The sequence below is a fragment of the Flavobacterium sp. genome, from assembly GCF_039930565.1.
Classification (GTDB): domain Bacteria; phylum Bacteroidota; class Bacteroidia; order Flavobacteriales; family Flavobacteriaceae; genus Flavobacterium.
Map to the genome: position 1 here is coordinate 83835 of NZ_JBDTTP010000004.1, position 26820 is coordinate 110654.

General features: G+C 34.5%; 18 protein-coding genes. 12 read left to right on the top strand and 6 right to left on the bottom strand.

The genetic code is table 11. From position 1 onward, the window contains the following. Positions 1-70: 70 nt before the first annotated feature. The 5 genes from metF (at position 71) to ABI657_RS02495 (ending at position 4981) form a co-directional block, all read left to right on the top strand. On the top strand, positions 71-1027 hold the full coding sequence (metF, locus tag ABI657_RS02475; RefSeq protein WP_348095654.1) for a methylenetetrahydrofolate reductase [NAD(P)H]: 957 nt from the start codon (positions 71-73) through the stop codon (positions 1025-1027). Positions 1028-1248: 221 nt separating this feature from the next. After that, positions 1249-1902 (top strand): class I SAM-dependent methyltransferase, encoded by a 654-nt coding sequence (locus tag ABI657_RS02480; protein ID WP_348095655.1) that lies wholly within the window; start codon positions 1249-1251, stop codon positions 1900-1902. Between the two features lie 230 nt (positions 1903-2132). Next, a complete protein-coding gene (locus tag ABI657_RS02485; RefSeq protein ID WP_348095656.1) occupies positions 2133-2987 on the top strand; it encodes an alpha/beta hydrolase in 855 nt (284 codons plus the stop codon). 22 nt (positions 2988-3009) lie between these two features. Further along, on the top strand, positions 3010-4134 hold the full coding sequence (locus ABI657_RS02490; RefSeq protein ID WP_348095657.1) for an AraC family transcriptional regulator: 1125 nt from the start codon (positions 3010-3012) through the stop codon (positions 4132-4134). Positions 4135-4216: 82 nt separating this feature from the next. Then, positions 4217-4981, top strand: a complete 765-nt coding sequence (locus ABI657_RS02495; protein WP_348095658.1) for a hypothetical protein — start codon at positions 4217-4219, stop codon at positions 4979-4981. A gap of 53 nt (positions 4982-5034) precedes the next feature. Here ABI657_RS02495 and gldA read toward each other — a convergent pair whose 3' ends face one another. Then, the gene (gene gldA / locus ABI657_RS02500) at positions 5035-5931 is read right to left on the bottom strand and encodes a gliding motility-associated ABC transporter ATP-binding subunit GldA (protein ID WP_348095659.1); all 897 of its coding nucleotides are present in this window, start codon (positions 5929-5931) and stop codon (positions 5035-5037) included. A 290-nt stretch (positions 5932-6221) separates the two neighbouring features. On the opposite strand from gldA, the gene ABI657_RS02505 reads away from it, so the two are divergent. Beyond that, positions 6222-6818 (top strand): outer membrane beta-barrel protein, encoded by a 597-nt coding sequence (locus ABI657_RS02505; protein WP_348095660.1) that lies wholly within the window; start codon positions 6222-6224, stop codon positions 6816-6818. 292 nt (positions 6819-7110) lie between these two features. Here ABI657_RS02505 and metE read toward each other — a convergent pair whose 3' ends face one another. Beyond that, positions 7111-9435, bottom strand: coding sequence for a 5-methyltetrahydropteroyltriglutamate--homocysteine S-methyltransferase (gene metE, locus ABI657_RS02510; protein ID WP_348095661.1), 2325 nt, complete (start codon positions 9433-9435; stop codon positions 7111-7113). 157 nt (positions 9436-9592) lie between these two features. Here metE and ABI657_RS02515 point away from each other — a divergent pair, with 157 nt between their 5' ends. Together ABI657_RS02515 and ABI657_RS02520 are read left to right on the top strand one after the other, a co-directional pair. Further along, positions 9593-10054, top strand: a complete 462-nt coding sequence (locus ABI657_RS02515; RefSeq protein WP_348095662.1) for an Lrp/AsnC family transcriptional regulator — start codon at positions 9593-9595, stop codon at positions 10052-10054. An 85-nt stretch (positions 10055-10139) separates the two neighbouring features. Then, positions 10140-11486 carry a deoxyguanosinetriphosphate triphosphohydrolase gene (locus ABI657_RS02520; protein WP_348095663.1) on the top strand — a complete coding sequence of 449 codons (1347 nt, stop codon included), beginning with the start codon at positions 10140-10142 and terminating at the stop codon, positions 11484-11486. 1 nt (position 11487) lies between these two features. On the opposite strand, the gene ABI657_RS02525 is transcribed toward ABI657_RS02520, so the two are convergent. Both ABI657_RS02525 and ABI657_RS02530 read right to left on the bottom strand, forming a co-directional pair. Then, positions 11488-12492, bottom strand: coding sequence for a DUF3078 domain-containing protein (locus tag ABI657_RS02525; RefSeq protein WP_348095664.1), 1005 nt, complete (start codon positions 12490-12492; stop codon positions 11488-11490). Between the two features lie 44 nt (positions 12493-12536). Beyond that, complete coding sequence (locus ABI657_RS02530; protein WP_348095665.1) at positions 12537-14318, bottom strand: 1-deoxy-D-xylulose-5-phosphate synthase; 1782 nt, start codon at positions 14316-14318, stop codon at positions 12537-12539. Positions 14319-14357: 39 nt separating this feature from the next. On the opposite strand from ABI657_RS02530, the gene ABI657_RS02535 reads away from it, so the two are divergent. The 3 genes from ABI657_RS02535 to pbpC all read left to right on the top strand — a co-directional run bounded on the left by ABI657_RS02535 (position 14358) and on the right by pbpC (position 23153). Next, on the top strand, positions 14358-14801 hold the full coding sequence (locus tag ABI657_RS02535) for a nucleoside deaminase (protein ID WP_348095666.1): 444 nt from the start codon (positions 14358-14360) through the stop codon (positions 14799-14801). A gap of 169 nt (positions 14802-14970) precedes the next feature. Beyond that, positions 14971-20652 (top strand): MG2 domain-containing protein, encoded by a 5682-nt coding sequence (locus ABI657_RS02540; protein ID WP_348095667.1) that lies wholly within the window; start codon positions 14971-14973, stop codon positions 20650-20652. 125 nt (positions 20653-20777) lie between these two features. Then, the gene (gene pbpC, locus ABI657_RS02545; RefSeq protein ID WP_348095668.1) at positions 20778-23153 is read left to right on the top strand and encodes a penicillin-binding protein 1C; all 2376 of its coding nucleotides are present in this window, start codon (positions 20778-20780) and stop codon (positions 23151-23153) included. Positions 23154-23424: 271 nt separating this feature from the next. Here the strand turns inward: pbpC and ABI657_RS02550 are convergent, their stop codons facing one another. Together ABI657_RS02550 and ABI657_RS02555 are read right to left on the bottom strand one after the other, a co-directional pair. Then, a complete protein-coding gene (locus ABI657_RS02550) occupies positions 23425-24969 on the bottom strand; it encodes a ribonuclease E/G (RefSeq protein ID WP_348095669.1) in 1545 nt (514 codons plus the stop codon). Positions 24970-25349: 380 nt separating this feature from the next. Further along, positions 25350-25640, bottom strand: a complete 291-nt coding sequence (locus ABI657_RS02555) for an HU family DNA-binding protein (RefSeq protein WP_007805026.1) — start codon at positions 25638-25640, stop codon at positions 25350-25352. A 140-nt stretch (positions 25641-25780) separates the two neighbouring features. Here ABI657_RS02555 and mutY point away from each other — a divergent pair, with 140 nt between their 5' ends. Beyond that, complete coding sequence (gene mutY, locus ABI657_RS02560; RefSeq protein WP_348095670.1) at positions 25781-26815, top strand: A/G-specific adenine glycosylase; 1035 nt, start codon at positions 25781-25783, stop codon at positions 26813-26815. Positions 26816-26820: the final 5 nt, after the last annotated feature.

A 26820-nucleotide genomic window follows, 5' to 3' on the forward strand; every position in this document is an offset into this window, starting at 1 on the left:
CTCAATAAAAACAACACAAACCTGATGTCCCCCTTTCAGGAATTCCCCCTTCGGGGGTTAGGGGCCTATTATGAAAGTAACAGAACATATAGAAAACGCCAAGGGAAAAACATTATTCTCTTTTGAAATTATTCCGCCTCAAAAAGGGAAAAGCATTCAGGAATTATATGATAATATTGATCCGTTGATGGCATTCAATCCTCCATTTATTGATGTAACCACTTCACGTGAAGAGTATATTTATATCGATAAAGGCAATGGACTTTTAGACAAAAAACTGACGCGTATGCGTCCGGGAACACTTGGAATCTGCGCTTCTATAAAACACAAATACAATGTTGACACTGTGCCACACCTGCTTTGCGGAGGATTTACGCAGGAAGAAACTGAGTATATGCTGGTAGATTGTCATTATTTGGGAATCAATAACGTAATGGCTCTGCGCGGAGATGCTATGAAACATGAACAGTCTTTTGTTCCTAAAGTTGGAGGGAATAATTTTGCTGTCGATTTAGTTCGCCAAATTAATGAGTTAAATTGCGGAAAATACCTTCATGAAGTAATGGATGTCGACAACAAAGCCGATTTTTGTATTGGTGTTGCCGGTTATCCTGAAAAGCATTTGGAATCACCTTCATTACAGTCTGATTTGAGAAGATTAAAAGAAAAGGTCGATGCCGGTGCAGATTATGTGGTTACACAAATGTTTTTTGATAACTCTAAATATTTTGCCTTTGTAGAGAAAGCAAGGGAAATGGGTATTATGGTGCCAATTATCCCTGGAATTAAGCCAATTGCAGTTCAAAAACACATGCAGATTCTGCCTCAGATTTTCCGTATCGATTTACCGGAAGATCTGATTCACGCTGTTGATAAATGCAAAAACAATGCAGAAATCAAACAGGTAGGAATCGAGTGGGCGATTCAACAATCATTGGAGCTCAAAGCTGCCGGAGTTCCTTTTCTGCATTATTATTCAATGGGTAAATCTGAAAATATTCGTCAAATCGCGAGTCAGGTTTTTTAAATAATTTAGTACAATTCAAGTTTCATTTGTTTTAAAGCTTAATTTAGCTTAAAAGTCCTAATAATAAAACAATTAGGAGCTATTTCCAGCTGTCCGCTGTATCTTTTTTGTCGAGAGCTCTTTGTTTTTGAATAAATAATTGAGGACAAAAAAGGATGCCGCTTCCATCTGGGCTAGGGCATTAGTAATTCAAATTTCTATTTAGTTAAATTATTACGATTATGAAAAAAGAGGAATTGATCGAAATAGCTTCACAACTCAAACTTCCCAAAGGAGAAAAAGGAATAGAAATGGGTAATATGATGCATGAAACAAACATCAATATGACTCGAAATGCTGTTCAAAATCTGAATATTTCTAACGAAAATACGATACTTGAACTGGGTCATGGAAATGCAGCGCATGTAGAATATATTTTAAAAAAAGCCGATGATTTAAATTATTACGGTCTTGAAATGTCTGAATTGATGTTTCGGGAAGCACAACAAATCAATAAAAAAAATACAGTAAAAAAACATGCCGATTTTTTACTGTATGACGGAAATGAAATTCCGTTTCAAGACAATTTTTTCGATAAAATTTTTACGGTAAACACGATATATTTCTGGCAAAATCCGGAAAAAATGATTTCGGAAATTTACCGGGTTTTAAAAACAAAAGGAATTTTCTGTTTGACATTTGCTCAGGAAAGCTTTATGAAACAGCTCCCGTTTACGCAATATGGATTCGAACTGTACACAACAGAAAAAGCGGAAAACCTAATTGAAAAGACTTTGTTTAAGATTAAATATTCCGAAACTTTAAAAGAAAAAATAAAAAGCAACACTGGGGAATTCGTCAATAGGGATTTTACCACGATCATTTTAGAAAAGTAATACCAAATATTTTTAATTTCATCAGGACATTAATTTTTTCGATGTCAATTTTATTCAATGACAACTATTTTAAAATTAATATAATGAATTCAATACTCCTGAACGATTTAATAAACGATATAGAAATATACTTCATGAAACACCAAAGCATTGGTTTTCTAAATACTTTCGAAAATATTCCTAAGAAACGTTAAATACTGTATATTTATAAATCGTTTAAATAAATCAGAATGAAAATAAAAATTAAATTTTGCCTTTATTTATTTGTTTTAGTTTTTTTTAATCGGGGTTTTTCCCAACAAAATGGCACTAAATTTTCTCTTTGGGAAAATGGCGCCCCAGGATTTGAAAATCGTAAAAATGAACCCGAACAGGCTCAGGACTGGTGGGTCAGAAACATCCATAATCCCTCTATTACGGCTTATTTTCCAGAGAAACCTAATGGATTGGCAGTTCTAATTTGCCCGGGTGGAGGTCATGAAAATTTGGTTTTTAATTCAGAAGGAAAAGATGCCGCTGAATTTTTAAATAGTATAGGAATAACGGCTTTTGTCCTGAAATATCGTTTAGCAAGAACAAAAAATTCGCCTTATAAACTGGAAACCCACGTGAGGCAGGATGCCGAAAGAGCGATGAGGTTAATAAGAAGTAAAGCCACAGAATTTAAAATTGATGCCAGCCGAATTGGTGCTATGGGATTTTCAGCAGGGGGCGAAGTCGTTGCGTTAATAGCTTACAATTCCAATAATGTTCTGAAAAATACTTCTGATGCTATCGACAAAATCAACTCGCAGCCTAACTTTCAAATATTGGTTTATCCAGGACCCTTGTTTATTCCAAAAGAAATTAAAGACGATGCACCACCCGCGTTTTTAGTAGCCGCAAATGATGATTCCTGTTGTTCAGGGCCAATTGTAGAATTGCTGAACGGATATCGAAAAGCAAATGTTCCGGTAGAAATGCATTTGTATTCTAAAGGAGGACATGCATTTAATATGGGAAAAAGAGCGAAAACAAACTCCTTAAAAACCTGGTCGCAAAGATTGACAGACTGGTTTGAAGACAATAATTATTTTGTGAAATAAATTTCAGATATTTATTGATATTATGGACTCTCCAATCACAATGAGTATTACTTCAGGTGCCGCATTTTTGCTTGGGTTTTTATTGCTTTCCCATCTTCGGAAAGTAAATGTGCCGGCAAATAGTTATTTAGGGTATTTCGTTATTACCTTGGGTTTGGCAATGATAGAAATACCATTGTTCTATAGAAATTTTCATTTAGAATATCCCAATTTGTTCGAAATGATTGGATTGTCAAGATTTCTTACAGCTCCGTTTCTATATATCAGTATTCTCCATTTTACATCACTTCATAAAAAATTTGAAAAGAAAATTTTATGGCATTTTTTTCCTTTCATAATCTTTTTATTTTTCAGGCTTCCTTTTTTTATTACAGGAAAAAATATTGAATTTAGTTACGAGACAGGTAGAATTGTTTTCTTTGTTTTGGGAATGGCGTTACCTCTTCAAGCGTTACTATATTGGATAGTATCATTTTTAAAATTACAAAAATACCTGAATAACTTACAGCAAATTTCATCTTCAATAGAAAAAAACAATCTTATCTGGCTAAAATATTTTCTATTGATTTTGATGTTAATAATATTGGTTTGGTTCAATCTTATATTTTTCAATTTAGAATATTTAATTCAGTTTACACCTTTCCTATATCTGCTGAGTATTTTTTTTCTGGCCTATTTTTCTCTAAAGCAAAGAGAAATTTTCGATTTCACCAAAAGTGAATTAAATGAATTGTCATCCATTCAGATTTATAAAAAAGACAGCCCAAAAAGGGTATCGGTAAAGCGATTAAACGAGCTGGATGAGAAATTAAGGATACTTACCGAGTCAGAAAAAGTATATTTAGAGAATGATTTAAGTTTACCCAAATTAGCTAAAAGATTGGTAGCCAGCTGCAATGAGGCCTCGTTTGTAATCAATGAATTGTATCAGGATAATTTCTATAATTTTATAAATAAATACCGTATTGAAGAAGCAAAAAGATTATTGCTGTCTGATAAATATAATCAATTGAACGTTTTGGGAATTGCTTTTGAATCAGGTTTTAATTCTAAAACCACTTTTAATACCACTTTTAAGAAGTGTACAGGACAGTCTCCAACAGAATTTGTAAAATCAAACTCATTGCCAATTAAAAAAGAAGAATAACTACGTTCGGATGGGTACAATAGAACATCTGACATTTAATTAATAGCCAAATTTGTGGCATATTAATTTCAAATTAAAAATCATGTCAGAACACTCAAATCCGGAAACTTCAAATTCCTTTTTAAAAAAACTAGTTACTTCGTTAATGTTTGGGCTTGTATTTGCCGCATTGTTATTAATGCTTGGAAATGGTGGAAATATTCCTTGGCTGCCTCCCGGGCTTGTTTTTCCTTTAGTCCTGCTTATTCTTTTGATCGTTCTTGTTTTTCCTTTTATCTGGTATTATCGGGAGAAAAAACAAAAAATGAATTCCAGAAAAGTCTACGGTTTTTTATACAGTGGAATTCGGTATTCACTAGCTTTTAATATTGCTGCTTTTGGCTGGAAGAAATTTTACGGGCTTCAATTTATTGTACCAACAGAAATTTCGAACATGCCCATGAACCAGCAATCAGGTGAGTGGCTCACGTGGTTTTATTTTGGATATTCACATACTTTCGGAATCATAATAGCAGTGATACAAATAGTGGGAGGCTACTTATTATTGTTTAGAAAGACGTTATTAATTGGAGCAATAATTCTGTTTTCTTTGCTCTTTAATCTTACTCTCATTAACATTTTTTATCAAATGAATTTTGGTGCATTGTTACAATCGGTATTGCTGACAATTGGGGTTTTGTTTTTGATTTTACTGGATTATAAAAAGCTTGTTGTGTTTTTTCTAAAGACGAAATCTAATTTGCCATCACTGAACTTTAGAAGTGGAATTGTAAAAGACATACTTAGGATTTCGGCAATTGTATTGTCTTTATTGTTTACGATTTACCTGAAGTCATTGGTAAAATAAAAGAAAAAGCTCGTTTTAAAATGTTTTAAAACGAGCTTTTGTAATTTGAAAACTTATTTTGTAATTTCCCTAAATACGGCTTCCAGATTCTTATTTTTCTGATTAAGCTGTAGAGTCTTTAATCCGTTATCGTGTGCAAAATCAAAAACTGTTGGTCGCATGTCTTTGTCAGCCAGAAAAGTTAATTCCCATAAACAATCATGGATGTTTATGTATGATTTTAAATGTGGAATTGCAGCAATTACCTGTTCTTCAATTTTATAATCGAATTCCACTTCGATTACTTGTTCCTTATCTGCAGAAATTAAGATGTCCAGTTTTTTATCGGCTACAATTTTTCCTTTGTCTATAATAATGACACGGTCACAAATAGCTTCTACTTCCTGCATGATGTGAGTCGATAAAAATACGGTTTTATCTTTCCCCACGTTTTTGATCACATTCCGAATTTCCATTAACTGGTTTGGATCAAGTCCTGTTGTTGGTTCATCCAGAATCAGAACATCAGGATTATGCAATAGAGCATTCGCCAATCCTACACGTTGACGATATCCTTTCGATAATTGACTGATCTTTTTATGACTTTCAGATGATAATCCAGTAAGTTGAATTACTTCTTCGATTCTTGATTTGGAAACTTTATAAACATCGGCATTAAAAGCCAAATATTCGCGAACATACAAATCCAGATATAACGGATTATGTTCCGGCAAGTAGCCAATAGAGCGCTGAACATCTTTAGTTTCAGAAGTAATATTATGTCCATTTACAACTGCAGTTCCTTCGTCTGCTAACAAATAAGTTGTCAAAATTTTCATCAAAGTAGATTTTCCAGCTCCGTTTGGGCCAAGAAATCCAACTATTTCCCCTTTTTGTATGGAGAATGAAACAGCATCTAATGCTTTTTGAGTTCCGTAACTTTTTGATATGTTGTTTACTTCTATCGACATGGGTTTGTTATTTGATACAAAAGTAAACAGAAATAATTTTGATTGCTACAATTTTGTCTTTTATGATAAACCAAATTATAATACTTATAATTGAAGCAATATAATGTAAGATTATCAATTCCGTTTATAACTAGATTTCTGTAAGGTTGAAATAATTTTCTCTAATATTTGCATTTCCAAAATCCGCACCACTTTCAATCTTTATTCTTTAGAATTTGCCTATTTTTTTAACTCAAATTTTAATGGCATTGTTCTTGTTAAAATTTTATTAAAAATTCAAACTACATATTATGAAAAAATTGTTACTTATTATTGCATTAGCTATTTTTAGTTATGCAAATGCCCAGGAAAAATCAATCTTAGTTATGGTAAGTGGTACTTACTTTTCTGAAAACATTTCCACTTCTGGTAATGATATTAAACAAACTAGTTTTGGTTTTGCGCCAAAAATAGGATATCAATATCATGAAAATTGGACGGGTGGTTTAGAAGCTAGTATTGTAACTATTAAACAAAATACTGAAGGTAATACTAATTATGAATATAAATATAACACCGTTTCGCTAGGAGGTTTTTTACGCTATTCAAAATCTTTAAATGAAACCTTTTCTATTTATTCAGATCTAGGAGTTGGTTTCCAAAATAAAAAAGAAATGAATACTTCCGAAGAAGGAAAATCTCCTGAAGGCTTTGGATACTATGTTGCATTGACACCGGCAATTTTGATTAATGTTACAAACGGATTTGCTTTAAATTTTAATATTGGAAGTTTAGGGTACAATACTTTAAATTATAATAGCAATAATAATATTAATTTAGAAGCTGTTAAAAAATTTAATTTTACTTTAGGACAAGCATTTACTATAGGAATTTCAAAGAATTTTTAATTTCAGAAAATATTTTAATTTTGAAAAGCACTTCAATCGAGGTGCTTTTTTGTTTCCCAAAAATCTTGTGAAACCAAAATTTGCTATTTAGCCCCGATAGAAGCGGTATCCTTTTTCTGGCTCCTTTAGCCGGGAAAAGATATAGCAGATAGCGGGAATACAGGCGTTTTGAAAACTAAAAACTTCTGCTTCCAATAAAAATGCCAACTTAAGTGAAGTCGAAACAAAATCATAACTACAAGATTTTCGACTTAACCAGTTGGCATAAAAAACAAAAATATTTAAACAAAAATTATAAACTCACGGCATTTTCTAAAGTAACTCTCATTTCCTGAGCTGCAGCTACCATTTCGATTAATGCTTTTTTGGTTTCGTCCCAATGGCGGGTTTTTAAACCACAATCAGGATTTACCCACAATTGATCTACCGGAATAACAGCTGAAGCTTTTTCCAGCAAACGCACCATTTCTTTGCTTGAAGGAACGCGTGGCGAGTGGATATCGTAAACTCCGGGGCCAATTTCGTTTGGATATTTAAAGTCGGCAAAAGCATCTAAAAGCTCCATTTGAGAGCGGGAACATTCAATCGTGATTACGTCGGCATCCATGTCAGCAATATTTTGGATAATGTCATTGAATTCGCTGTAACACATGTGTGTGTGAATTTGTGTGTCATCTTTAACGCCGGAAGCAGAAATTCGGAACGCTTTTACAGCCCAATCCAGATAATTAGCCCATTCTTCCTTTCTTAAAGGCAATCCTTCGCGAATGGCAGGTTCATCAATCTGAATGATTTTGATTCCGGCCTTTTCTAAATCCACAACTTCATCACGAATGGCCAAAGCTATTTGCGTACAGGTTTCAGAACGGGGCTGATCGTTACGTACAAATGACCATTGCAGGATAGTTACTGGGCCGGTAAGCATTCCTTTAACCCATTTTGAAGTCAATGACTGTGCAAATTTCGACCATTTAACCGTCATTGGATTGGGTCTTGAAACGTCACCATAAATAACCGGAGGTTTCACGCAACGGCTGCCATAACTTTGTACCCATCCGTTTTTGGTAAACGTAAAGCCAGACAATTGTTCACCGAAATATTCCACCATGTCGTTACGTTCAAATTCACCGTGAACCAAAACATCGATTCCGGTTGCTTCCTGAAAACGAATTGTAGCTTCGGTTTCTTTTTCGATTAAATCGTTGTATTGTTCAGTTGTTAATTCTCCTTTTTTAAATTTCGCTCTCCAGCTTCTCACTTCAGCTGTCTGAGGAAAAGAACCGATGGTTGTGGTTGGGAACAAAGGAAGATTTAAAGCTTCAATCTGGCTTTTTCTTCGGATAGTAAAAGTACTTTTACGTTTATCATCAGAAGCTGTAATTCCGGCAACACGTGTTTTTACTTCATTATTATGAATTAATTTTGACATTTTACGGTTTTCATTGGCAATAGTATTTTGTTCAAATGTGGGTGAATTTTTAGTGTCCACTTCATTTGATGCAAATTGTTTTAATACTACAATTTCTTCCACTTTTTGTTTTGCAAAAGCCAGCCATTGTTTAATTTCTGGGGCTAAAGTTGCATCATTTGTCTCTAAGTCCAAATCGCAGGGACTGTGAATTAAAGAGCAGGATGGAGCCACTAAAATCCTGTTTTCTCCTAATATACCCGTTGCTTTTTGGATTAATTCTAACGATTTTACAAAATCATTTTTCCAGATATTTCTTCCGTCAACAACGCCCAAAGAAAGATTTACGTTTGGACCTAATTGTCCGGATTCTAAAATATCATCTAATTGAGAAGGGCAGCGAACTAAATCCAAATGAAAAGTATCAACCGGCAAAGCCAAAACTGTCGCTAAGTTCTCTCCGAAACAATCAAAATAATTCGCTAAAATAATTTTGATATTTGGGAATTGCTGGTTGATTTCGTTGTACACTTTCGTGAAAGTATTTCTTTCTTTATCCGTTAAATTCAAAGCCAGAAATGGTTCGTCTAACTGAATGTATTCCACATTCTCAGCTTGTAATTTTTCGAAAATTTCTAAATAAACAGGAAGCAGTTTTTCGATTAGATCAATTCTGTGAAAACCATCTTCCTTTTCTTTTCCTAAAAGCAAATACGAAATTGGTCCAATTAAAACTGGTTTTGTAGCGATTCCTAAATCCTTTGCTTGCTTATATTCATTGATTATTTTTTCAGAAAATAATTCGAATTTTTGGTTTTTTGTGAATTCGGGTACAATATAATGATAGTTGGTATCGAACCATTTTGTCATTTCCATTGCTACAACATCCTGTCCGTTTTTTTGAGCACCTCTGGCCATTGCAAAATACAAATCGATAGATGAATTGGTTTTTGCAAATTCATGATAACGCTCCGGAATTGCTCCAAAAGTCAGCGTCAAATCAAGTATCTGATCATAAAAAGAAAAATCATTAGACGGAATCAAATCGACTCCGGCTTGAGATTGTAATTTCCAGTTTGCAATACGGATTTGTTTTCCGGCATCGATAAGTTCATCCACAGAAATTTTTCCTGCCCAGTATAATTCAGAGGCTTTTTTTAATTCTCTGTTGCTGCCAATTCTTGGGTAACCTAAATTATTCGTTTTCATTTTTGCTTCAGTATTTTTTACTGCACAAATTTATTGTATTGGTTTTTAATACTTATATTTGGTTGTTATTTAAGTAATTTAACTTTTAAATATTCCTTTTTAAAGATTATATTACTGATAAATTCTTTTAAAAGAACTTTTAGCCGTAAAAAATACTATGGAAAGCTTAGATAAAACCGATTTACAGATACTAAAACATCTTCAGGAAAACTCCAATATCAATACAAAAGACCTCGCCAGTAAATTATTCCTTACGGTAACTCCAGTTTATGAGCGCATAAAACGTCTGGAACGTGACGGATATATCACAAAATATGTTGCTTTGTTAGATAGAAAAAAAATGAACCGGGGAATGACCGTTTTCTGTAATGTCCGATTAAAAGAACATGCCAAAAATGTAGGAAGCAATTTTGTTAAGGATATTGTAGCACTTCCTGAAATTATAGAATGTTATAATATTGCCGGCGATTATGATTTTATGCTCAAAATTTTGGTTCAGGATATGTCCAGTTATCAGGATTTTGTCATGAATAAATTGTCAACAATTGAAAACATAGGAAATACGAACAGTATTTTTGTAATGGGAGAAATTAAGCATAGTACGGCATTGGAATTTTAAAGACTTTAAAATCCTAAAATAAAATGTATTTTTGATTCTTCTAAATCATAAATTCAAAATCGTTAACCGACAATCTAAAATCACAATGAACTGGGAACAACTTTTATCTCTTAAAAAGCAAGGCGACACCGGCAACAGATTACGTATAGAACAAGATGACACCCGATTAGGGTTTGAAGTAGATTATGACAGAATTATTTTTTCTGCAGCATTTCGGTCTTTGCAGGATAAAACACAGGTGATTCCGCTTTCAAAAACAGATTTTGTACATACCAGATTGACACATAGTTTGGAAGTTTCGGTTGTAGGACGTTCTTTGGGACGTTTGGTTGGAAAAAAAATAATCGAAAAATATCCTCATTTAAAAGAAATTCACGGTTACCATATGAACGATTTTGGTGCGATTGTAGCTGCGGCTTCTTTAGCGCATGATATAGGGAATCCTCCTTTTGGACATTCTGGTGAAAAGGCAATTGGAGAATATTTTTCAATTGGAAGCGGATTAAAATATAAAGATAAACTGACTGCTAAGCAATGGCAGGATTTAATTGATTTTGAAGGGAATGCCAACGGATTTTCGGTATTGACAGCAAGCCGCCCTGGAATTGAAGGAGGACTACGAATTTCATATGCCACTTTAGGTGCTTTTATGAAATATCCGAAAGAAAGTCTGCCTAAAAAACCAACAAACAATATTGCCGATAAAAAATACGGTTTCTTTCAGACAGATAAATTATTCTTTGAAGAAGTGGCTAAAGATATGGGAATGATCGCCAATAAATCTGATGGCGATATTGGTTTTGAAAGACATCCTTTAGCCTATTTAGTTGAAGCAGCAGATGATATTTGCTACACCATTATCGATTTTGAAGATGGAATCAATTTAGGGTTGGTTTCTGAAGATTTCGCCTTAGAATATTTGATAAAACTGGTAAAAGATAATATTGGAGTTTCAAAATATAAAATGTTAGAAACAAAAGAAGACCGTATTAGCTATTTACGGGCTTTGGCTATTGGAGCATTAATAAATGATGCCGTGGATGTTTTTATTGAAAATGAAGAAGCAATTCTGGCAGGAAATTTTCCGTATGCCTTAACTGATAAGAGCAAATATAAAGCTCAGATGAATGATATCATTAAGTTGAGTGTCGAAAAAATCTATCAAAGCCGGGAAGTTATAGAGAAAGAAATTGTGGGTTATCAGATTATTCAAACTTTACTGGATAAATTCATAACCGCTTTTAATAACAAGTATGATGGAACAGCGTCTAATTATGATAAACTGATTTTGAAAATGCTGCCTGAAAAGCATCATTTAGACAAGGCTAATTTATACGAACGCCTGCTTCATATTTGCCATTACGTATCGCTTTTAACCGATGGAAATGCATTAGAATTATTCGAAACCATTAATGGGCGAAAAAAGAATTAATTTACTGAAAAGCGTAAACGACACCTACTCCCAAAACTTGTCTCAGCTGGGTTCTTGGCCCATCGTTGACCTGGCTGGCTGATCCTGTTATAGGGTCAATCACTTCTTTTTGAGTTTTAATATCGTCATCATAAACAAGATGTACACCAATATTTGCTTTTACATAAGCATTTACCACAAGATCTAATCGAGTGTCGTAATCAACATCAATATTGCCAAACTTATTTAAATAATCGGTATATAAACTCACTCTGTTTTCGTAGAAAATGTTTTTATAGATTTCAGTTTTCATGTATCCGGTAACGAGAATACCAAATTCAGCTTTTACTTTTTCTCCTGATGTAACTAAAATTTGATTGGCAGGATCATTGGGATCAGTTACATAAATTGCCTTTTTTACACCAAATGCACCCTGATTGGCCAAATATTCATCTAAAACCAATGTCGTTTTTAAAGTAATTGGCGAAAAATAGAAAGTTCTGTTTTTTTCTTTATTTGAGTTTTCAGCTCCGGCTCCTAAAAAGATATAAGCTGGTGCAAAAGGTTTTGAAATAGCAATATCCCGGTTTGGATAATTATATCCGTTAGTAAATTGTGTATTAAAATTAAACTTAGCAGAATAATACCAATTTGAGATGGTGTCTTTTCTAAATCCATAAGTAGAGTTAAACTGGACCGCATCATCCGTTTTTCTTAATTCGGTACCATCTTGTTTGTTTAGTCCATATTTTACAATAAGTTCATTAAACCATTTATGATTATCTTTTGTGTATGTTCTTGTGAATTCACCTTTAAATAATCCTGAAACTGAACTTGTTCCCCCCGCACTCCAGTTTACGAAAGCAATTTCTGAAATATCAAAACCAAGTTTATTTTTTTTGTTCCAATTAGATGGTGTTGGGGGCAGCTGTCCGGGATCTAATGTCGTTCGGATAATACTCTGAGCAAAATTATTTGAAGTAAATAAAAAAAGGAATAATAAAAAGGTGTAGTGTAATAATTTCATTAGGTATTTTTTGATTTTTTTTTGGCTGTGCAAAATAATTATTTTCAATGGTTAGAAAAAAGATTTACCAAACTTTTAACGTCTATTTTACACAATTGTTGTAATTGTAAGACTGTTCCGTGTTCGATGAAAGAATCCGGAATACCTAAAACAATTACTTTATTAGTGAAATTATTGGCTGCTGAAAATTCCAAAACAGAACTTCCAAAACCTCCATTTATTGTTCCGTCTTCAATAGTAAATATAGTATTGAAATCTGAAAAAATATCAGTTAATAATTTGTCGTCTAATGGTTTAATAAAAGAAAAATCATAATGGGCTATAGTTTCAGGATTGCCTGATTCATTTAAGGCAGTAATTACATTATTGCCAATAGTTCCTGTTGACAAAACCGCGATTTTACTTCCGGTTTTTAAGCAATTTGCTTCTCCAATTTTAATTTCTTCGTAATGTCCAAAATTTGCTACTTCCCAATTTGGTAAAACGCCCCGACCACGAGGATATCGAATTGCAATGGGATGATTTAGTCCTAATTGAGCTGTATATAAAATGTTTTGGAGAGCAATTTCGTTGATTGGGGCGTAGATAATCATATTTGGAATAGCCCGTAAATAAGCAATGTCAAAAACGCCATGATGTGTAGCACCATCTTCACCAACCAAACCCGCTCTGTCCAAACAAAAAATAACAGGTAAATTTTGCAATGCCACATCATGAATAACCTGATCATAAGCGCGCTGTAAAAATGTCGAATAAATATTACAGTATACAATCATTCCCTGAGTAGCCATTCCTGCTGCAAGAGTAACCGCATGCTGTTCTGCAATTCCAACATCAAAAGCACGTTCCGGAATTTCGTCCATCATAAATTTTAAAGAGCTTCCTGATGGCATTGCAGGTGTAATCCCGATGATTTTTTTATTTTTTTTGGCTAAATCCAATAGTGTTAAACCAAAAACATCCTGATATTTTGGAGGTAAGTCTTCTTCAGATTTTAAATGAATTTCGCCTGTTGATGCATCAAATTTTCCAGGGGCATGATATTTTACCTGATTTTCTTCGGCTTGTTGTAAACCTTTTCCTTTTGTAGTAACGACATGAAGAAATTTAGGCCCTTTTATCTTTTTTAAACGATTTAATTCTTTGATTAAAGTCGGAAGATCATGACCATCAATTGGACCAGAATAATCGAAATTCAAAGATTTGATCATGTTATTCTTTTTCGGATTTTTGCCTTCTTTTACGGCAGTCAGGTATTGTTTTAGTGCTCCAACGCTCGGATCAATTCCGATAGCATTATCATTAAGAATAACCAATAAATTGGCATCAGTAACTCCGGCATGATTCAGGCCTTCAAAAGCCATTCCGGATGCAATGGAAGCATCGCCGATAACTGCAATATGCTGCTTTTCTAAATCCCCTTTTAGTTGAGATGCAATTGCCATTCCGAGTGCGGCAGAAATAGAAGTTGATGAGTGTCCAACTCCAAAGGCATCATAGATACTTTCGCTTCTTTTAGGAAAGCCGGAAATTCCGCCAATTTGCCTGTTGGTATGAAAAATTTCTCTTCTTTCAGTCAAAATTTTATGTCCGTAAGCCTGATGTCCAACATCCCAAACCAGTAAATCTTCGGGTGTATTAAAAACATAATGTAAGGCAATTGTCAATTCAACAACACCTAAACTCGCGCCTAAATGTCCTTCTTTTACAGAAACAACATCAATTATAAATTGACGTAATTCCTGAGCAATCTGAGGAAGCTGATCTTCTTTGAGAAGGCGTAAATCTAAGGGATTATGTATGTTTGAAAGTAAATGCTTTGACATAATCGCAAAGGTACGAATTGAATTCTTATTTTTGCAATTATGATAGACCCTTTCACAGACGAGTACTTTATGAAAAAGGCTTTACAGGAAGCTGAAATAGCCTATAAAAAGGGCGAAATTCCTGTTGGTGCCCTCATTGTAGTGAGCAATAAAGTAATTGCAAGCAGTCATAATTTAACGGAATTGTTAAATGATGTTACGGCGCATGCCGAAATGCAATCGATAACTGCCGCAGCAAATTTTTTGGGAGGGAAATATCTAAAAGACTGCACCTTATATGTAACACTTGAGCCTTGCCAAATGTGTGCCGGCGCTTTGTACTGGAGCCAGATTTCGAAAATTGTTTTTGGCGCCCGGGATGAACAACGCGGATTTATGGTTATGGGAACAAAACTGCACCCAAAAACTACTATAGTTTCCGGAATTATGGCTGATGAAGCCGCTGATTTGATGAAACGTTTTTTTATTGAAAGACGAAAATAATTACTCATTTTCAATTCTAAAACCAATTTCAAAATAACTGAATTTTCCCGCTAAAAATTTAAAAAATAATATACTTTTACTAATATATAATTTGTATTTTGTTGCTATTTGTTTAAACGAAATGTATCTTATATTTGATAGTATTTGTAACAATTAATTCCATATCTAAGTGAAAGCAAAAGGATTGTTTCTCGTGTTTTGTGTTTTTTTTATTTTTCAGGGCTGTAGTAAAAAATCAGACTTCAATTCAGATTTTTCACTGTTTAAAGAGTATATAACCAGTTTTACAGGCGGAATCGTTTCTTCTGATTCTGATATTCGGGTAGTTTTGGCTTTCAATAAAAATGATTGGAAACCTAATCAGGAACTAGACGACGATTTGTTTGATATTTCACCTGGCGTGCATGGAAAAGTAATAGCACTTTCAACCAACACAATTGCCTTTATTCCGGAAAAAAAATTAAAACCCGGAACAGAATATCAGGTTACTTTAAATCTGGACAAGCTGACAGCAATTCCGAAAGAGAAAGAAAAAGAACTTTCTAAATTTAACTTTACCGTTAAAACAATAAAACAGGATTTTACGATAAATACAGCTGATCTTCAATCGTACAGTAAAGAATATCAATACTTAAACTGCGTTTTGAAAACTGCAGATGATATTGATCTTGAAACTGCTCAAAAACTGGTTGAAGCCAGACAAAAAGGAAATAATCTTAAAATTAAGTTTGAGAAAACATCTGGTCCTGCCAAGGAATTCCGTTTTATAATTGACAGTATCCAGCGTTATTCTGAAGCAACAAATATTGAAATTTTATATGATGGGAATGATTTTGATATCGATCAAAAAGGACAAATCGATTTTCCTATTACCAGTATAAATGAGTTTAAAATTATAAAGGTAGAAGTTCCGGAAGGAAACAACCAATCAGTTTTAATTAATTTTTCAGAACCTTTAGAAAAGGGACAGGATTTTAAAGGGTTAGTTTCGATTCAGAACACTAATAATTTGAAATTTTCTACACAGGGAAATTTGCTTAAAGTATATTTTACAAACGAAACAGCCCCTAAAAAAGAAGAACCTGCACCGGTTATTGTTCAGGAAGAACCTGACGTTATTACTGTTGATTCTGCCGCTGTTGTTGTCGATTCTGCCGCTGCCGTAGTTGACACCGCTGCAGTCGCTTACACAGACGATGCCGTTGAAGTTGTTCCGGATGAAGAACCGGAAAAAGTTATAACGGGAGAATTACTTCTGGAAGTTTTTCAGGGAATTGAAAGCCAGTATGGTAAAAAAATGGAAGCAAATTATTCTGAAAAAATATCTTTTGATCAGATAAAACCAAATATCCGCTTTATTAAAAACGGAACAATCCTGCCAAGTTCAAATAATTTAAAACTCAATTTTGAAGCAGTAAATTTAAGTGCTGTTGATGTAAAGGTTTATAAAATTTATAAAAACAATATTTTACAGTTTCTGCAATATAATGAATTAAATGGGGGGCAAAACCTCAAAAAAGTCGCCCAGCCAATAGCCAAAACAACCCTTAATTTAAAGGAAAGTACTTTAGTAAATCTGACTAAATGGAATACTTACGCTTTAGATTTATCTAAAATCATTAAACCAGAACCAGGAGCGATTTACAGAGTAGAATTTGTTTATAAAAAGAAATACTCATTATATAAATGTGAAACATCAGATACAGATCTGGAAGAAGAAGAAGAAGAAGTTGATGAAAATGATATAAACTACAGCGGTAATTCTTACGATGATTATTATTATGATGATTATGAGTGGAGAGAAAGCCAGGATCCCTGTTCTGGCTCCTATTATTACAATGCGAGGATTGCCACGAATATACTGGCAACAGATTTAGGTGTAATTGCAAAAAGAGGTGAAAATAAATCGTACTTGTTTGCCATAAACAATATTGTAACTACTGAACCAATTTCGAATGCCAGAATTGATCTGTATAATTTTCAACAGCAAAAGATTACAACCGGCAGTACTGATAGTGAAGGAATTGCATCTTTTCAACTTGATAAATTTGCTTATTTTGCTATAGTCTCTTTAGGGGGTCAGTCGACTTACGTAAAATTGGATGACGGACTTTCCTTATCTGTCAGTAATTTTGATGTAGCCGGCGAAGCTCTGCAAAAAGGTTTAAAAGGATTTATTTATGGAGAAAGAGGAGTTTGGCGTCCGGGCGATAATCTGTATTTGTCTTTCATTTTAAACGATGCTTCGAATAAACTTCCAAAATCGCATCCAATCAAATTCAGATTGAATGATCCCAATGGAAAAACCATTTACCAGACTGTTCAGAAAACAAATGAATTAAATCATTATTCTTTTACCGTTCCAACAAGTGCTGATGCGCCAACTGGAAATTGGGAAGCAATGGTCAGCGTAGGCGGAGCCAAATTTTACAAAAGCATCAAAATTGAAACGATCAAACCGAACCGTTTAAAAATAAAAAATACATTTACCAGAAAAACACTTTCATCTTCTTATCCAAATACAGATAATCTTGAAGTAACATGGCTTCACGGAGCCATTGCTAAAAATCTAAATGTAGAAATGCAGGCAAAATTTTCTCCGCAAACAACCACTTTTAAAGGGTATGAGAAATTTAGTTTTGATGATTTAGTACGACAGTTTAGCTCAGAAGAAATTAATGTTTTCTCGGGAAAATTAAATGAAAGCGGAAAGGCTTCAGTAAATATTGAGCCACAATTGCAAGGTCAGGCGCCTGGAATGCTTCGTGCTTCGTTCATTACAAAAGTATATGAAGAAGGAGGAGATTTTAGTACAGATGTGATTTCAACAACTTATTCACCTTATAAAACCTATGTTGGAATTAAATCGCCAGAGCCAAACAAATATGGAATGCTGGAAACCAGAACGAACAATCGTTTTGATATTGTGACGGTTGATGAAAACGGAAGACCAAAATCGGTTCGAAATCTTGAAGTAAAAGTGTATAAAGTCGAATGGCGCTGGTGGTGGGATGCCTCGAGCGATAATTTATCCAATTATAATTCTTCGAACGCTACTACTTCATACAAAACATTTGTAATCAATACCGATTCCAGCGGAAAAGGAACTGTTCAGTTTTCGTTAGCTGATGAAGAATGGGGACGTTATTTGATCCGTGTTTCAGATAATACAGATGGTCATTCAACTGCTTTAACGGTAAATATAGACTGGCCAATCTGGTCTGGAAAAACACGTAACAGAGATGCTTCTACAGCCAATATGTTGGTTTTTTCTACAGATAAAAAGAATTACGCTGTAGGGGAGAAAGCGCAAATCTCTTTCCCTTCAAGTGAAGGCGGACGCGCTTTGATTTCTATAGAAAACGGATCAAAAGTGGTACAGACAATTTGGGCAAAAACACAAAAAGGAGAAACAAAAGTTGAGGTCCCGATAACTTCAGCAATGGCTCCAAATGTGTATTTCAATATTACATTATTACAGCCACATGCTTCAACGAAAAACGATTCGCCAATTCGTATGTACGGAATTGTTCCGATAGAGGTGGTGGATAAAAACACCATTTTGGCTCCAACACTTTCAATGCCTGATGTTTTAAAACCTGAGCAGACTTTTACGGTAAAAGTGGGAGAAAAAACAGGAAAAGAAATGACGTATACGATTGCAGTTGTTGATGAAGGTTTGCTCGATTTAACACGTTTTAAAACACCAAACGCCTGGGATAGCTTTTATGTTCGTGAAGCTTTAGGAGTTAAAACCTGGGATATTTATGACGATGTAATAGGCGCGTATGGCGGAAAAATAAATCAGATTTTTAGTATTGGCGGGGATCAGGATTTAGGTGGTGGAAAAGCTAAAAAAGCCAACCGATTCAAGCCAGTGGTATTGTATTACGGTCCCTTTAAATTAGAAAAAGGGCAAACGAAATCACATCAGTTAAAACTGCCGAAATATATTGGTTCTGTCCGAACTATGGTGGTTGCCGGTGATGCGAATACAAGCGCTTACGGAAGTGTTGAAAAAGCAACTCCGGTTAAAAGTCCATTGATGGTTTTGGCTTCATTGCCGAGAAAAATTTCTCCTTCAGAAAAAGTGACGATTCCAGTTACTGTTTTTGCAACGGAAAATAACATCAAAAAAGTTTCTATTCAGATCAAAACAAGCAAGGGTTTAAAAGTAATGGGAAGCGCAACGCAATCGTTGGCTTTTGCTCAGCCTGATGAAAAAATGGCGTATTTTAATTTAGTCGTTGGTTCCGCAACCGGAATTGCTAAAGTGCAGGTTATTGCTACTTCCGGAAAAGAGAAATCGGTCTATGATGTCGAAATTGACATGACGAATCCGAATCCGGTTACGAATACGTTTACCGATGTTATTTTGCCTCCAAACAGTACTAAAAATATTTCATGGAAAACATTCGGAGTTTCAGGAAGCAATAAGGCAAGATTAGAGGTTTCGTCAATGCCAACAATGAATCTGAATGGAAGATTGCAATATCTTATTCAATATCCACATGGTTGTGTGGAACAGACGACCTCATCGGTTTTTCCACAATTATATTTGAATGATATTGTCGATTTAGATCCGACACGCAAAGGAATCATTCAAAAAAATATTACTGCAGGAATTACCAGATTAGGAAGTTTTCAATTGTCGAATGGAGGAGTGGCATACTGGCAAGGTAATGCGATTGCAGATGATTGGGGAACTTCATATGCTGGTCATTTCCTGATTGAAGCGGAGAAAAAAGGGTATGTTCTGCCGATAAATTTTAAATCAAAATGGATTTCGTACCAACAACGCGAAGCCAAACAATGGCGTTTTGAACCTAAATATGGTAACGATTTGGCTCAGGCCTACAGATTATACACTTTGGCTTTAGCCGGAAATGCCGATTTATCTTCGATGAACAGATTACGAGAAACCAAAGGAATTTCCAATGAAAGTAAGCTGCGTTTAGCTGCGGCATATGTTCTGGCGGGACAAAAATCAGCTGGACTGAACTTGTTTTTACATAGTAAAATTGAAGCTGAATCGAGTAATTATAACTATTATTACTACGGCTCCAGTGAGAGAAACAGAGCAATGGCTCTGGAAACAATGCTGCTTTTAGGACAAAAACAAAAAGCATTTGTAATGGCTGCAAAATTAGCCAAACAAATGTCAAATAATGAGTGGATGAGTACACAAACTACGGCTTATTGCCTTTATGCAATGTCTAAATTTGCGGCTAGTAACGGACCAAAAGGAATTAATATCCAGTTTAGCAAAAATGGAAAAGCCCAGACAATTAATACTCAAAAAACAGTTGCAGACAGAAGTTTAGCTGTTCAGACAGGCGCTAATAGCGTAACGCTGAAAAACAATAAAAACAATACAGTATACGTTCGTGTACTGAACACAGGGATATTGCCTATTGGGCAAGAGAAAGCAATTGAAAGTGATGTTTCGGCTTCTATTGTTTTCAAAAACAGAAAAGGAGGTGTTATCAATGTTGCTAAAATTAATCAGGGAACCGAATTTATTGCTGAAGTAACGATACGAAATCAAAGAAATGAAAGTGTTCAAAATGTGGCCTTATCACAGATTCTTCCTTCAGGTTTTGAAATCGTAAATACTCGTTTTACCGATTATGGTGACGCAACAAATAATACTGCCGACTATATTGATATTCGTGACGACAGAACTAATTTCTATTTTGGAATGAAAGCCGGAGAAACGAAAGTGTTCAGAATTTTGTTGAATGCTTCTTATTTGGGGAATTATTATCTGCCAGGTTTGCAATGTGAAGCCATGTATGACAATACGTTTTTAGCCAGAACTAAAGGATTCTGGGTTGAGGTTGTGAAGTAAAGATAAATTGGCTCACGGATTAAACGGTTTTAACAGATTTACACGGATTGTTTTATTGGAGAATGTTAAATTTGATCGGCAGAACCCTTTAATCCACACAATCCGTGGGCTAAACCAAAATTGTTTTGAAAAATAAATTAATAGCGTTTTCACAACGCATTATAAACTGGATAAAAAAGAATAAAATAAAATCAGCAATTGCATTTATACTCTTGCTGATTTATTATTTCTCCATACCGCGAACTTTGTTTCAGGAACCCTATTCTACGGTAATCGAAAGTAAAGAAGGAGAATTGCTTGGTGCGAAAATAGCCGATGACGGACAATGGCGTTTTCCTGCTCAGGATAGCGTTCCGGATAAATTCAAAAAATGCATTGTCTATTTTGAAGACGAATATTTTTATAAACATCCCGGTTTTAATCCGGTATCGATGGTTAATGCAATTAAACAAAACAGAAAAGCCGGAAAAGTGGTTCGGGGCGGAAGTACGCTGACACAGCAAGTTATCCGCTTATCCCGAAAAGGAAAAGGAAGAACCTATTTTGAAAAATTAATTGAAATTATTCTCGCAACCCGTTTAGAATTGGGTTATTCTAAAAATGAGATTTTAGAGATGTATGCTGCTCACGCTCCTTTTGGAGGGAATGTCGTTGGCTTAGAAATGGCATCCTGGAGGTATTTTGGAGTACAGTCAAATCAGTTGTCCTGGGCTGAGAATGCGACATTGGCCGTTTTGCCAAATGCTCCAAGTTTGATTTATCCAGGTAAGAATCAAATAAAGTTATTGAATAAACGCAACCGACTTTTGCTGAAATTACATCAGGAAGGAATAATCGACAAGCAGACTTATGAACTTTCGGTTGAAGAACCGTTACCACAAAAACCTTATGATCTTCCTCATATTGCACCTCATTTATTGCAAAGAGTGGCAAAAAATGAAGAAGGAACCCGTGTAAAAACCTCAATAGATTATGCGTTGCAGAATAGAGTGAATCAAATTGCTAAATATTATTACAACCAATATAAGCAGAATGAAGTACATAATTTGGCAATTTTGGTAATTGATGTTTCTAATAGAAATGTGATGAGTTATGTTGGAAATTCTCCAACAGATAATAATCACCAAAAAGATGTTGATATCATCGATGCGCCTAGAAGCACCGGAAGTATCTTGAAACCGCTTTTATATGCCGGAATGCTTGACGATGGCGAATTATTACCAAACACTTTAGTGGCCGATGTACCAACACAAATAGCAGGATATACACCGCAAAATTTTAATCTCACTTTTGACGGCGCTGTTCCCGCGCATCGGGCATTGTCGCGATCGCTGAACATTCCGGCAGTTTTGATGCTACAGGATTTTGGCGTGAATAAGTTTTATGAAGAATTGCAAAAGTTTAAATTGAGAGACATTAATAAAACACCGGATCACTATGGATTATCACTTATTTTAGGAGGTGCAGAAAGTAATTTGTGGGATTTATGCCGAACGTACGCAGGGTTATCTTCAACAGTGAATTATTACACTAAAAATCGGGCAACGTATCGTACAAAAGAATTTGCAGAGCTGAATTATAAAAATGATTTTGAAACCGATTTTGGTTCAGAAACTGATCAAAAGAATATAATGGGAGCGGGAGCAATTTGGTTAACGTATAATGCAATGGAAGAAGTAAACCGGCCAGAAGGCGATGAAGCCTGGAAATTTTATGACAGCTCACTGAAAATCGCCTGGAAAACCGGAACCAGTTTTGGAAACAGGGACGCATGGGCAATTGGCACAAATTCAAGATATGTGGTTGGAATCTGGGTTGGAAATGCAACAGGCGAGGGAAGGCCAACTTTAACAGGAGTTACAAGTGCAGCACCCATTTTATTTGATGTTTTTAATTTATTGCCAAGGCAAAAATGGTTTGAAACGCCTTATAAAGATTTAGAAAATGTTGCCGTTTGCCGTTTGAGTGGTTATTTGGCAAAAGAAGATTGTCCGAAAATCAAGCAATGGGTTTCTAAAAAAGGTAAATCGACAGTAGTTTGTCCGTATCATAAAAAGGTTCACTTAGATAAATTGGAGCGTTTTCAGGTCAATAGCAGCTGTGAAAGTGTCGATAATATCATCTCTAAAAGCTGGTTTGTTTTACCTCCTGTCATGGCCTGGTATTACAAAAGCCAGCATATTGAATATCTGCCTTTGCCTCCATTTAAAGAAGGTTGCGAAGGAATTCAATCTAAAACAATGGATTTTATTTATCCAAAGGCGAATAGCAAAATTTATTTGACAAAAAATTTTAACAGCGAAGTGCAGCCAGTTATTTTGAAAGTAGCTTATTCCGAAAGGGATAAGGAATTGTTTTGGTATGTCGATGATGTTTATAAAGCAACTACTAAAACATTCCATGAATTGCCAATCACACCTACTTCGGGAGTACATTATATTACGGTTGTGGATGCTTTTGGGAATGAAATAAGAAGAAAAATTGAAATTGTGAGAGAGTAAATTAAGGTAAAACACCAATTTTTAAATTTCAAAAAACAAAAGTGTCTTTTGAAACATTGATACTCTTATGAAAATAAAAGTCTAGCCCAGATAGGAGCGGTATCCTTTTTCTTGATCTTTTAGCAAGGAAAAGATACAAGCGTATAGCTGGAAATTGCTCCTAATAAAAACAAGTTCCAATTTTAAAAATCCAAATTCCAGATTCTGAAGACGAGATTTACCCGCAAATAAGCATAAAAAAACCGCCTTTCTTCCGAGAGGCGGTTTTTTATTATTCTTTGATAGCATTTCCTTTTTTATCGTAGAAATGATATTCTAAGTACGTGTAAGCGTCACGAGGTATGATTTTCACCCATTTCTTATGCTCAAAAAACCATTTTGAACGTAAGGATGGAAAACCTTTACTGAGGTATGCAGCCACAAACGGATGTACATTAAGCACAACATTTTTGTGGGTTTTTAAAACTCTGTCTAAATCCAGTGCGATTTTATCAATGATTAAAATTGGCGCTTCGATTTCGCCGTTTTCATTGTTTGGATCTTCTTCTCTGGTTTTGATATTAACTTCTGGTCTTACGCGTTGTCTTGTGATTTGAACCAGGCCAAATTTACTAGGCGGTAAGATTTTATGCTTTGCTTTATCATCGCTCATTTCTTCTCGCAGGAAGTCGAACAAAACCTTCCTGTTTTCAGGATTAGACATATCGATAAAATCAATTACAATTATTCCGCCCATATCACGCAAACGCAATTGTCTGGCAATTTCAGCGGCAGCAATCATATTGACTTCCATGGCAGTATCTTCCTGATTAGTCGCCTTATTAGAACGGTTTCCGCTGTTTACGTCTATAACGTGAAGAGCTTCAGTGTGTTCAATAATAAGATAAGCGCCTTTGCTCATAGAAACCGTTCTTCCAAAAGAAGTTTTGATTTGTCTCTCTATATTGTATTTCTCAAAAATCGGAGTGTCGTTTGATTGATAAAACTTCACAATTGATTGTTTTGAAGGTGCAATTTCCTGCAGATAATCCTTCGTCTGATGGTACAACTCTTCATCATCTATTTGGATACCGCTAAAGGTATCATTAAAAACATCTCTTAATATCGAAGAAGCCCTGTTGAGCTCTCCTAATACTTTTGAAGGATGATGAGCAGTTGGTAATTTTTTACACATTGCAGTCCATCTGCCAAGCAGGTTCTGCAAATCTTTTTCTAATTCGGCTGTATTTTTGCCTTCGGCTACTGTGCGAACAATAACACCAAATCCTTTTGGTTTGATAGATAATACAAGTTTTTTTAGACGATCCTTTTCTTTTTTGTCTTCTATTTTTTGTGAAATAGAAACACGGTCAGAAAACGGAACGAGAACAATAAATCTTCCTGCCAATGAAAGCTCAGCGCTTATTCTTGGACCTTTGGTAGATATAGGTTCTTTTACAACTTGGACTAAAACAGATTGATTGGCACTTAAAATATCAGTAATGATGCCATCTTTGTCAATCTCTTTTTCAAACTGAAAGGTTTTTAGGGAGAAATCTTTTATTTTACCTGCGCTTACAAGTTTTATGAATTTCAGTTGGGAAGCTAAGTTAGGTCCTAAATCGTGATAATGTAAAAAGGCATCTTTTTCGAAGCCTACATTTACAAAAGCAGCATTAAGTCCGGCAACGGGTTTTCGTATTTTGGCAATAAAAATATCACCAACCTGAAAGTTGCTTTTCTCTTCTTCCTTGTGTAATTCAATTAGTTTTCCATCTTTTAATAAGGCAAAATCTACGAAATCAGAACTAGATCGAATGATTAATTCTTTATTCATTTGTAAATTTTTATCCGTGGATTGGTTGTTGGTGATTTGTTGTTGGTAAAGTAAAACAATAGCCAGTAACTAAAAAACTTTCAACTTCTACAAGGATGGATTAAACAATATTTAACAGGTATTGAACCCGGGGAAAATAAGATTAGTAGAGAATAGAACAAAGAGAATAGACTTTTACGTCTATATTCTATTTTCTTTACTCTTTCATCTTTTTTCAATTTCAATGAACGTTTAAAAAGAAAAAAGTAGTTTAAAACTACTTTTTCTTTTTGTGACGGTTAGCTCTCGCTCTTTTTTTTCTTTTGTGAGTAGCTACCTTATGTCTCTTTCTTTTTTTACCACTTGGCATATCGTATCGATTTTATGATTAATTAATAGTATTATTTTGCTTCGTTATTCGTTTTAACTCCTTCTACAAAAACTTTTGCAGGTTTAAAAGCAGGAATGTTGTGTGCAGGAATTTTAATTGTGGTATTTTTAGAGATGTTTCTTCCTGTTTTTTCAGCTCTGGTTTTTACGATAAAACTTCCAAAACCTCTTAAGTAAACATTGTCACCAGTTTCCAAAGAAGTTTTAACTTCTTCCATAAAAGTTTCTACTGTTGCCTGAACGTCTCCTTTTTCAAGTCCTAGTTTCTCTGAAATTTTTGCTACGATATCTGCTTTCGTCATTTTCTTCCTGTTTTTATTTTATAAATGATGTACTATTTTTTTGAGTTTGCAAATATAGGAATTAAAAAAATAATTAATCAAGCTAATTCGTTAAATTTTAATTACATAAACATTTACTTTTGTATTTTAAGTATTTAAAGATGGAATTTTATAACATATTGATAGATTGGTATTTACAAAACAAACGTGATTTGCCATGGCGAAATACGACCAATCCGTATCATATCTGGCTATCAGAAATTATGTTACAACAGACTAGGGTTGCTCAGGGAATGCCCTATTATTACTCTTTTACAAAGGAATTTCCTACGGTGTTTGATTTAGCAAACGCCACTGAAGAGAAAGTTTTAAAACTTTGGCAGGGATTAGGATATTATTCCAGAGCCAGAAATTTACATAAAACAGCTCAATATATTTCAAATGAATTAAATGGAATTTTTCCGCCCAGCTATAAAGAACTGCTGCAGTTAAGTGGTGTTGGTGAATATACTGCCGCTGCTATAGCCTCTTTTTCTTATAATGAAGTTGTTCCGGTTGTTGATGGAAATGTATTTAGGGTCTTATCGCGTTATTTTGATATTGAGTCCGATATTTCTCAGCCCGCTACCAAAAAAGAATTTACCGCACTCGCCCAGGAATTAATCCCGAAAGATAATCCTGCAATCTTCAATCAGGCGATAATGGAATTTGGCGCAATGCAATGTGTTCCTAAAAATCCTGTTTGTTCAGTTTGTGTCTTTAATGGAAGCTGTTTTGCATTGCAAAAAAATAAAGTGGCGTTATTACCTGTAAAATCCAAGAAATTAAAAATCACAAACCGATTTTTTAATTATCTGGTTTTAGAAGATGTTTTAGGTAATACTGTAATCCAAAAACGTACCTCAAAAGGGATTTGGCATAATTTATATGAATTTCCATTGCTTGAAACTACTGAAATTGCCGATTTTAATTTTGTTTCAAAAGCTGTTCAGGACGCTTTTTTTTCTCAATATAAAATCAATAGTATAGAAGAATGTTCTGATGCGACTTTAATCCATAAGCTATCCCATCAGCATTTACATATTCAGTTTTGGAAGATAAAAATAAAGGATCAAATTGAAAATGGTATAAATAAACAGGATTTAAAAACATTTCCTTTTCCGATTGTGATTCATAATTTTATCGAAAAAATGTAAAGGGC